6 protein-coding genes are annotated in these 9,147 nt (G+C 72.4%); 2 read left to right on the forward strand and 4 right to left on the reverse strand.

Annotation, left to right across the window (positions count from 1 at the left end; all coding sequences use genetic code 11):
- Positions 1-160: 160 nt before the first annotated feature.
- Entirely contained in the window at positions 161-1,093 is a 933-nt protein-coding gene (gene bla / locus ABZX96_RS01555; RefSeq protein ID WP_355535993.1) for a class A beta-lactamase, read from the forward strand.
- 208 nt (positions 1,094-1,301) lie between these two features.
- On the opposite strand, the gene ABZX96_RS01560 is transcribed toward bla, so the two are convergent.
- The 4 genes from ABZX96_RS01560 to ABZX96_RS01575 form a co-directional block, all read right to left on the reverse strand.
- Positions 1,302-3,116: a serine hydrolase gene (locus ABZX96_RS01560; RefSeq protein WP_355535996.1), complete on the reverse strand. Its 1,815-nt coding sequence runs from the start codon at positions 3,114-3,116 to the stop codon at positions 1,302-1,304.
- Positions 3,117-3,631: 515 nt separating this feature from the next.
- Entirely contained in the window at positions 3,632-5,170 is a 1,539-nt protein-coding gene (locus ABZX96_RS01565) for an aldehyde dehydrogenase family protein (protein ID WP_355535999.1), read from the reverse strand.
- 98 nt (positions 5,171-5,268) lie between these two features.
- Positions 5,269-6,204, reverse strand: a complete 936-nt coding sequence (locus tag ABZX96_RS01570; RefSeq protein ID WP_355536002.1) for a 2OG-Fe(II) oxygenase family protein — start codon at positions 6,202-6,204, stop codon at positions 5,269-5,271.
- Positions 6,204-7,433 (reverse strand): aminotransferase class V-fold PLP-dependent enzyme, encoded by a 1,230-nt coding sequence (locus tag ABZX96_RS01575; protein ID WP_355536005.1) that lies wholly within the window; start codon positions 7,431-7,433, stop codon positions 6,204-6,206. The genes ABZX96_RS01570 and ABZX96_RS01575 overlap by 1 nt, the downstream gene beginning before the upstream one ends.
- A 336-nt stretch (positions 7,434-7,769) precedes the next feature.
- Here ABZX96_RS01575 and lat point away from each other — a divergent pair, with 336 nt between their 5' ends.
- Positions 7,770-9,137, forward strand: a complete 1,368-nt coding sequence (lat, locus tag ABZX96_RS01580) for an L-lysine 6-transaminase (protein WP_355536008.1) — start codon at positions 7,770-7,772, stop codon at positions 9,135-9,137.
- Positions 9,138-9,147 lie beyond the last annotated feature (10 nt).

Below are 9,147 nucleotides of genomic sequence, written 5' to 3' on the forward strand. Positions count from 1 at the left end.
GTAGACCGTCCAACGCGTGGAACGTCCGCATGCGTGGTTCGTCCGCATGCGTGGCTCGTCCGAACGCGTGCGACATCCGCACGCGGAGGACGACAACGGTCCCTTTCACGCGTCGCCCCGGCAGAGTGCGACTCGGCTTCCCGAAAGCAGGTACCACCGCATGTCCTTAGAGCAGTCCGGCCCATCCCGCCGTTCCCTCCTCGCCGCGGCGGTTCTGCTGCCCCTGACGGGGTGCGGTGGGACGGGGGACCGCTCGGCCGCCCCGGCACCGGCGCGTTCGTCCGCCTCCCCCTCGTCCTCCGCGCCGGCCACGGACCCCGCCCCGTTCCGCGCGCTCGAACGCAAGTATGACGCCCGGCTCGGGGTGTATGCCCTGGCCACCGGCACCGGCGCGACGGTCGCCTACCGGGCGGACGAGCGCTTCGCGTTCTGCTCCACGTTCAAGCCGCTCGCCGTCGCCGCCGTCCTGCACCGCAACCCGCTCCGGCACCTGGACCAGCGCGTCACCTACAGCTGGGACGACATCGACTCCATCTCGCCCATCACCCAGGCGAACGTCGCCAAGGGCATGACGATCGGCGAGCTCTGCGACGCCGCCGTCCGGCACAGCGACGGAACGGCCGGCAACCTGCTGCTGCGCGATCTCGGCGGACCCGAGCGGCTGACCGCCTACCTGCGCGGGCTCGGCGACACCGTCAGCCGCCTCGACCGGTACGAGCCCGCGCTGCACCGGAGCCACCCCCGGGACCCGCGCGACACCACCACGCCCCGGGCGATCGCCGCCGACTACCGCGCCCTCGTCCTGGGCGACGCGCTCGCCGCCGACAAACGCGCCCTGCTCACCGACCTCCTCGTGCGCACCACCACCGGCGGCAAACGCATCCGGGCCGGGCTCCCGAAGGGCTGGCGGGTCGCCAACAAGACCGGGAGCGGCAAGTACGGCCGGGCCAACGACGTCGCCGTCGTGTGGCCGGCGCGGTCCGCGCCGCCGCTGGTGATGGCCGTGATGTCCGAGCGCGCGACGCGGGACGTCCGGCCGAGCGAGTCCTTGATCGCGGAGGCTGCCGAGCAGGTGGTCGCCGCGCTGACGTGAGGTGGGGAGGGGAGGGGAGGGGAGGACGGACCACGGGGGGCGTTGCGCCGGGTCCGCGTGGGGGCATGTCGGCAGGCCCGCGTGGGGCATTGCGCCAGGCCCGGTCGCGGGCGGGCGTCGGGGAAAGCGCGGGCGGGCGCGGCGGCCACCGATGCCCGGCCGCGCCCGCCCCGCGCCCCTCAGCCCGGCCGCGCCCGCCGCGTGCCCTTCACCCCACCCGCGTCAGCTTCGTCCCGAGCGACGGCTCCGGCAGCTCGGACCGCAGCGCCACCGGCACCCGCAGCGCCTCCGGGCCGCCACCGCCCAATACCAGCTCACCGACCACGGTGCCGGCCTTCGCCCCGACGGCTACGGGCTTGTCGTCGGCGCGGAAGGTGAGTCCCAGCTTCTGCCCCGGCACCCCGATCACCTTCAGGTCCCGCGTGGCCACCACCGGCGTCCGGCCGCCGAGGCCGTCGTCGACGTGTCCGACGACCTGGCCCTTCCGCAGCGCCCGCTCCGAGGTGAGCGCGTCCCGGACCGCCTTGATGACCTTGACGCTGTTCTCCTGCACCAGTACCAGGCTGTTCGCGCCGTTGGGGTCCGGGCCGGTGACGTGCTGGTCCAGCATCGTGCCCAGGATCAGCCGGTCCTCGCCGTCCACCGTCCGGTACGCGGCCCACGACAGCGTGCCGCCCGCCGGGGTGTTCGAGCCGGTCTTGATGCCCTTGATGCCCAGCGGGAGGAGGATCAGCCAGTCGTTGTTGTTGTTGATGCGCCCGTACCCGGGGATGTCGGCGTTGGGCAGGGCGACGACCATGCGGAAGACCTCGAACCGCATGGCCGCTTCCGCCAGCTTGAGCTGGTCGACGGCCGTGCTGACGGTCCCCTTGTCCAGGCCGCTGGGGTCGGTGTAGGTGGTGTTCTCCATGCCGAGCGACTTGGCCGCCGCGTTCATCTTGCGGACGAACGCGGTCTCGTCCTGCGTCCCCGTGTCCCACCGGGCGAGCAGCCGGGCCACGTTGTTGCCCGAGGGGATCATCAGCATCTTCAGCATGTCCTGGAGGCTGAACGTCTGGCCGACCCGCAGCCCTTCTATGCGCGACTCGTCCGCCGCCTTGCCCTCCTCGACGGTCCGGGCGTCGACCGCGATGCGCGGACCCGGCTCGTCCTTCTTGAGCGGGTGGTCGCGGAGGATCACATAGGCCGTCATGATCTTGGCGACGCTCGCTGTCGGGACGGGCTTCTGCTCCCCGAACGTCCCGACGCCGCCCGAGCCCACGACCATGACCGCGCCCTGCCCCTCGTCGGGCCACGGCATGGTGAACGGGGCCCCGCCGATGGTGAAGGACGACGCGCCCTTCTCGATGGCGAGGGTCGGCTCGGGCAGCGGGCGGAGCAACTGGACGGCGAGGACGACCAGGACGAGGAGCGCCACGGCGGCCGTCCCGATCACGACGCCACGGCGACGCACCAAGGCCGGGGTGGGCGGTGGCGGCGGGGTGACGGTGGGTTCCACGAGCGGGTCGGGCGGGGAGTCCGGGGGAACGGGAACGGGGACGGGGACGGGGTCCTGCGCGGCGCGCGGGGTGGGTGTGGCCTTCACGTCCTGCGGTTCGTCCTTCGTGTTCTTCTCGTCATTCGTGTTCTTCTCGTCCTTCTCTCGCACATCGCGCGTGGCGGTCGCGTCCTTCGGGTCCTCCGTGGCGGTCGCGTCCTTGGTGTCCTTGGTGTCCTTCGGGTCCTTCGGGTTCTCCCGGTCCTCCGCGTCCTGCACATCGCGCGCGGCAGTCGCGTCCTCGTCACCCGCGTCCTGCGCGTCCCGCGTGCCCTTCCCGTCCGCCTCCTCGCGCGCGTCCGGCGCGGCGACGACGGGACCAGACGGCTTCGCAGCGGTGGCCTCCTCGGGCCCGTCCTCGGCAACCGCCTTGGGATCGCTCCCAGCAGCCGCCTCGCCCGCGCCCTCGCCCGCGTCCGTGTCCTCGTCCGTGTCCTCGTCGTCCGCGTCCTCGGCAACCGCCCCGGCGCTCTCCCCCGCCGTCACCTTCGTGTCCGCCGCCGCGCTTCCCCCCGACGCCGCACCGTCACCGCCACCCTCACCCTCGTCACCGACGTCCGATGCCTCAGCCGCAGTCGTCGGCTCCCCGGACGACTCCGACGACCCCGACGGCTGCGGCGACTCCAGCGATTCCGACGACCCCCCGCCGTCCTTCCGCAATAAGGCAGGCCGCGGCTCCCGGGCCGGGCCATGTGCCTTCGCCGACGATGTGTCCTGGTCAAGGCTGCCGCTGTCGGGGCGCCGGTCCGCCATCGCTGTCTCCTTCGTGCGTCCGCGACACGGCGTCCTGCCGGTGGGCAGGCCGGTGTCCTGACGCAGGGGGGGTGGTTGTTCTCGCCGGGCGATCCGTGGCTTCCGGGGGCGGGCCGGCGATCGTCACGCGGCGGAGCGGTCAGCGTAACCGATCACCGGTTCGAGGACGGCGGCGGCAGCCACCCATGCCACCGCCCCGGTCCGACAGCGCCGGACCGGGGCGGTACGTCGATGGGATGCCGCGCGGGCTACTGGGCGAAGTTCACCCCCTGCGCGAGCGTCACGCGGCCGGAGTGGTTCACGGTGTTCGTCGCGCGGCGCATGTAGGCCCGCCAGGCGTCGGAGCCGGACTCGCGTCCGCCGCCCGTCTCCTTCTCGCCGCCGAACGCGCCGCCGATCTCCGCGCCCGACGTGCCGATGTTGACGTTGACGATGCCGCAGTCGGCGCCGTCGGCGGCCAGGAAGCGTTCCGCCTCCCGCTGGTCGTTCGTGAAGATGCCGGACGACAGGCCCTGCGGGACGTCGTTCTGGAGCCGGATGGCCTCGTCGAGGTCCCGGTAGGTCAGGACGTACAGGAGGGGGGCGAAGGTCTCCTCGCGCACCACGTCGGTCTGCGCGGGCATGCGGACGAGCGCCGGGCGGACGTAGTACGCGTCCGGGGCCGCGTCGGCGAGCTGCCGTTCGCCGCCGGTGACGAGGGTGCCGCCGTCCGCGGTGGCCCGGTCGAGGGCGGCCCGCAGTTTGGCGTGGGAGGCCTCGTTGACGAGCGGTCCGACCAGAGTGGCGTCCTGGAAGGGGTCGCCGACCGGCAGCCGGTCGTAGGCGCGGGCGAGCCGCGCGACGAGGGTGTCGGCGACGTCCTCGTGCACGATGAGCCGGCGGAGTGTGGTGCACCGCTGGCCCGCCGTGCCGGCGGCGGCGAACACGGTGGCGTTGACGGTGAGGTCGAGGTCCGCCGAGGGGGCGACCACGGCGGCGTTGTTGCCGCCGAGTTCCAGCAGCGTGCGGCCGAAGCGGGCGGCCACCCGGGGCCCGACCGCCCGGCCCATCCGGGTCGAGCCGGTGGCGCTGACCAGCGGCACCCGCGGGGAGTCGGCCAGCCGCTCGCCGATCTCCGCCCCGCCGAGGACGACCTGGTTGAGGTGGGCCGGGGCGCCGGTCTCCGCCGCGGCCCGGTCCAGGAGGGCGGCGCAGGCGAGCGCGGTGAGCGGTGTGAGTTCGGAGGGCTTCCACACGACGGTGTCGCCGCACACCAGGGCCACCGCGGTGTTCCACGCCCACACCGCGACCGGGAAGTTGAAGGCGGTGATCACTCCGACGACGCCCAGCGGGTGCCAGGTCTCCATCAGCCGGTGGCCGGGGCGCTCGGAGGGCATGGTGCGGCCGTAGAGCTGGCGGGACAGACCGACCGCGAAGTCGCAGATGTCGATCATTTCCTGCACTTCGCCGAGCGCCTCGGACCGGATCTTTCCGGCTTCGACGGTGACCAGGTCGGCCAGTTCCTCCCGGTGCTCGGCCAGCAGCTCGCCGAGCCGCTTGACGAGCGCGCCGCGCGCCGGGGCCGGGGTCGTCCGCCAGGCGAGGAACGCCGTGTGCGCGGCCTCGACCGCCCGGTCGACGTCGGCGGGGGTGTCGGTGCGCAGACCGAACAGTCCGGCCCCGGTGATCGGCGTACGCGCGGTCAGGGCGTCGCCCTTGTACGCGGCGAGGTCGACCCCGCAGCCCGCCAGGGCCGCCGTCGCCCTGGCGCGTACGTCGTCGGTGCTGGTGACTGGTGCTGTAGCCATGCGGGCTGCTCTCTTCTGTGCCTGGGGGCGTGCCCGGGACGTGCCTGGGCACATGCCTGGGACGTGCCGGTGAACGTACGGGGGAACAGAAACGCGCCCTACGACGCCTTCTCCGTCCGGATGTTGACGTAATTGCCGCCGATCCAGTCCGCGAACGTCGCGGTCTCCCCGTCCAGGCTGATGTCGAATCCGCACTCCCGCGCCAGGGGCACCGAGAAGCTGAAGTCGGCGTTGGGCCGCAGGAAGAAGACGCTCGACGTCCGGCCGCTGCCCGCGATCTGGTCGCGGCCCGGCGCGGCGACGTGGTGCCGCGGGGCGTGCACGCGACCGCCGGTGACCAGGGTCGCGATGGCCCCGCAGAAGACGAGGGCCGTGTCCGGCCGGGCCGGCAGGTCGACGAAGGTGCCGCCGACCTCGCACTGGAGGCTGACAAAGCCGTTCGGGCAGGGAGTCTGCTGGATGAGCGTCACCGTGGACAGGTCGTAGTGCGGCGCCATGCGGAGGGGTTCCTCTTCGGCGCTGCGGTGCTCGGGCACCTCGGGGAAGTACCGGAACCGCAGCAGCGGCTCGCAGTTGACGAACGCCTCGGTGCCGCCGTCCGGCTCCGCCTCCATGGTCTTCAGGACCTGGCGCGCCACCTCGCGGGAGGCGTCGTACATGCCGTCGAAGTAGTGCGTCCAGGTCTGCTCGAAGTCGGCCGTCGGGAAGACGTTGTCCGAGGTGCCCATGGAGTAGCACATGGAGTAGTCGGTGTAGCTGCCGGTGTTGGTGATGCTGGCGGTGCTCTCCGACTCCAGGCCGGTGAAGCCGCGGCGCATGGAGGGGACCGTGGAGGTCACGGCCCGCTTCTGCTCCTCGGTGCCGTGCTCGAAGAAGTCGATGGCGACGTCCTTGGCGGACTTGTGGTCGGCCTCCGCCAGGCCGCTGTCCGTCAGGTAGAAGACGCCCTTCTCCGTCAGGCAGGCGCGGAACTCCTCCTGGTGGCGGCCTTCCTGGAGCTCCGCCAGGCTGAACGTGGGGACCGTCGTGTCCATCAGCTCTCACTGTTCCTCTCGTGACCGGACGGGGCCTGGTGCCCCGTCGTCAGTTCCTCCAGCGCGCCTGCCAGGTTTTCGATCTCGGTTTCGGTGGTGAAGAAGTTCACCGAGATCCGCAGCAGCGGGCCGTCCGGGCCCTCGACCGTGGCCGTCTCGATGCGGTGGTGTTCCCACAGCCCGCGGCGCAGCCCGTCCGCGTCCGCCCCCGGGGGCAGGCGGAAGGCGACCATTCCGGCGGACAGGCCGGGCGCCTCGGGTGTGGCCGGTTCCAGTCCCCGCAGCCCGGTGAGGCGGCGGCGTACCCGGCCGGCGAGTTCGTGCCGGCGGGCGGCGGCCCGGTGGGGGCCGAGCCCGGCGTGGAAGTCGATCGTCTCCGGCAGGGCGAGCCACGGGCACAGGTCCCGCGTCCCCTCGCACTCCAGGCGGCGCAGGCGCGGGGTGCTGCCGAACCGGTCGCGCTCGTCCGGGGGGCCCGCCGACGGGTGGTAGGCCCAGCTCACCTGGAGTGGTTCGAGGGCGTCCAGCCGTCCTTCGCCGAGGTGCAGGAACCCGACGCCGGTGGGCGCGAGCAGCCATTTGTGGCCGCTGCCCGCGTAGAAGTCGCAGGGGATGTCCGTCAGGTCCAGGTCGATGAGGCCGGGGGCGTGGGCCCCGTCGACGACGGTGACGATGCCGCGCCGCCGGGCCTGGGCGCACAGTTCCGCGGCGGGCAGCACCGTTCCGGTCGTGGCCGTGACGTGGCTGAAGGACAGCAGCCGGGTGCGCGGGCCCATCGCCGCGACGGCGGCGTCCACGATCTCCTCGGGGCCGGCGGGCCGCGGCGGCAGCCGGAACGTCCGTAATTCCAGGCCCTGGCGCCGCGCCAGCCGTTCCCAGGTCCAGCGCATCGGCGGGTATTCGTGGTCGGACAGCAGGATCTCGCCGGGCGCCGTCAGCTTCAGTGACGTCGCCACGAGGTTGACGGCCTCCGTCACGTTCGTGGTGAGGACGAGGCGGTGCGGGTCGCCGCCCAGGAAGCCGGCCAGGCGTTCCCGCGCCTTCCACAGCAGTGGGGGCACCTCGCGCAGCAGGAAGTCCATCGGCGCGCGGGCGAGGTGGGCGCGGAGCTCGCTGACGCGGGCGAACGTGGCGCGCGGCAGCGGTCCGCCGGAGCCGGTGTTGAGGTTGACGACGGTCGGGTCGAGGAGCATGTGGCCGCGGGCGGCAGCCCAGTCGGCAACGGCCATGGCGTGATCTCCCGCAGAATTCAGAAAAGGAAAAAGGAGGCCCGTGGCCCGCCGGGAATTCGGTCGACGGGAAGCACGTTAGCAGCCGCACCGGATCTCGGACAGATGCATTTCCTGCCGAACTCCCGGCACTCTCCGGGAGAACACCCGGGAGAACCCGCGAGAGAACCCCCGACAGAACTCCCCTGCGGGCGGAGAGGATTCCGAGAGAGCTCAAAGAGGGGGCCAAGAGGGCCGCGCGTTAATGTCGGAACTCCCGAATTCCCAGTTCACCGCCACGGCACGCGGCAATTGACAGTCCTGGCAATTCATCCTGCGCTACAGGAGTTTCCCCGCATGGACGAGCAAGCACGTTGTCCTGACAGTGATCTCTCGGAAATGGCACCGCTGACCGCCCGGGACGTGCATGGCGCCCTGGAGCCGCACGTGCTGGTGGACGGCTACGGCATCGTCGCGGATCTGCCGGCCAGCGGCGGCGCCCGGCTGGTCGACGCCCTCACCGGAAACGAGTATCTCGACCTCTTCTCCTTCTTCGCGTCGGCGCCGCTGGGCATCAACCCGCCCTGCGTCGCGGACGACCCGGACTTCCTGCGGGAACTCGCCGCGGCGGCCGTGAACAAGCCCTCCAACCCGGACCTGTACACGATTCCCTACGCGCGGTTCGTCAAGACCTTCGCGCGGGTGCTCGGTGATCCGCGGCTGCCGCATCTGTTCTTCGTGGACGGCGGGGCGCTGGCCGTCGAGAACGCCCTCAAGGCGGCCTTCGACTGGAAGGCGCAGAAGCTGGGCCTGGACGAGGACGCGGTGGACGGGCTCATGGTGTTGCACCTGGAGCACGCGTTCCACGGCCGCAGCGGTTACACCATGTCGCTGACGAACACCGAACCGGCCAAGACGGCCCGCTTCCCCAAGTTCGGCTGGCCGCGCATCCCCTCGCCGGCGCTGCGCCACCCGCTCACCGAGCACGCCGCCGCCAACCGGCAGGCCGAACGCCGGTCCCTGGAGGCGGCCGAGGCGGCCTTCCGCGCCGCCGACGGGATGATCGCCTGCTTCATCGCCGAGCCGATCCAGGGCGAGGGCGGCGACAACCACCTCAGCGCCGAATTCCTCCAGGCGATGCAGCGCCTGTGCCACGAGCACGACGCCCTGTTCGTCCTCGACGAGGTGCAGAGCGGCTGCGGTATCACCGGCACCCCGTGGACGTACCAGCAGCTCGACCTCCGGCCGGACCTGGTGGCGTTCGGCAAGAAGACCCAGGTCTGCGGCGTGATGGGCGGCGGGCGCATCGACGAGGTGCCGGACAACGTCTTCACCGTCTCCTCCCGGATCAGCTCGACCTGGGGCGGCAACCTCACCGACATGGTCCGCGCCACCCGCCTCCTGGAGACGATGGAGCGCACCCAGCTCTTCGACTCCGTCGGCCGGCGCGGCAAGTACCTGCGCGACGGCCTCCAGGCCCTGGCCACCGAGCACCCGGCCCTGGTGAGCAACCCGCGCGGGCGCGGCCTGATGTGCGCCATCGACCTGCCGGACGGCCCGGCCCGGGACGGCGTCCTGCGGCGGATGTACGAGGACCACCACGTCATCGCCCTGCCGTGCGGCGAGCGCGGGCTGCGGTTCCGCCCGCCGCTGACGATCACCGAGGGCGAGATCGACCGGGCGCTCGACGCGCTGGCGCACAGCCTCCGGCCGGCCGCCCGCTGACGCGCGGAGC

It is taken from the genome of Streptomyces sp. NPDC003077, from assembly GCF_040611095.1.
Taxonomy (GTDB): domain Bacteria; phylum Actinomycetota; class Actinomycetes; order Streptomycetales; family Streptomycetaceae; genus Streptomyces.

What these genes read in the sequence shown, in the direction of transcription:
- ABZX96_RS01565 (WP_355535999.1), bottom strand. Translation starts at nt 5,170, where the DNA reads ATGGCTACAGCACCAGTCACCAGCACCGACGACGTACGCGCCAGGGCG.
- bla (WP_355535993.1), top strand. Translation starts at nt 161, where the DNA reads ATGTCCTTAGAGCAGTCCGGCCCATCCCGCCGTTCCCTCCTCGCCGCG.
- ABZX96_RS01575 (WP_355536005.1), bottom strand. Translation starts at nt 7,433, where the DNA reads ATGGCCGTTGCCGACTGGGCTGCCGCCCGCGGCCACATGCTCCTCGAC.
- ABZX96_RS01570 (WP_355536002.1), bottom strand. Translation starts at nt 6,204, where the DNA reads ATGGACACGACGGTCCCCACGTTCAGCCTGGCGGAGCTCCAGGAAGGC.
- lat (WP_355536008.1), top strand. Translation starts at nt 7,770, where the DNA reads ATGGACGAGCAAGCACGTTGTCCTGACAGTGATCTCTCGGAAATGGCA.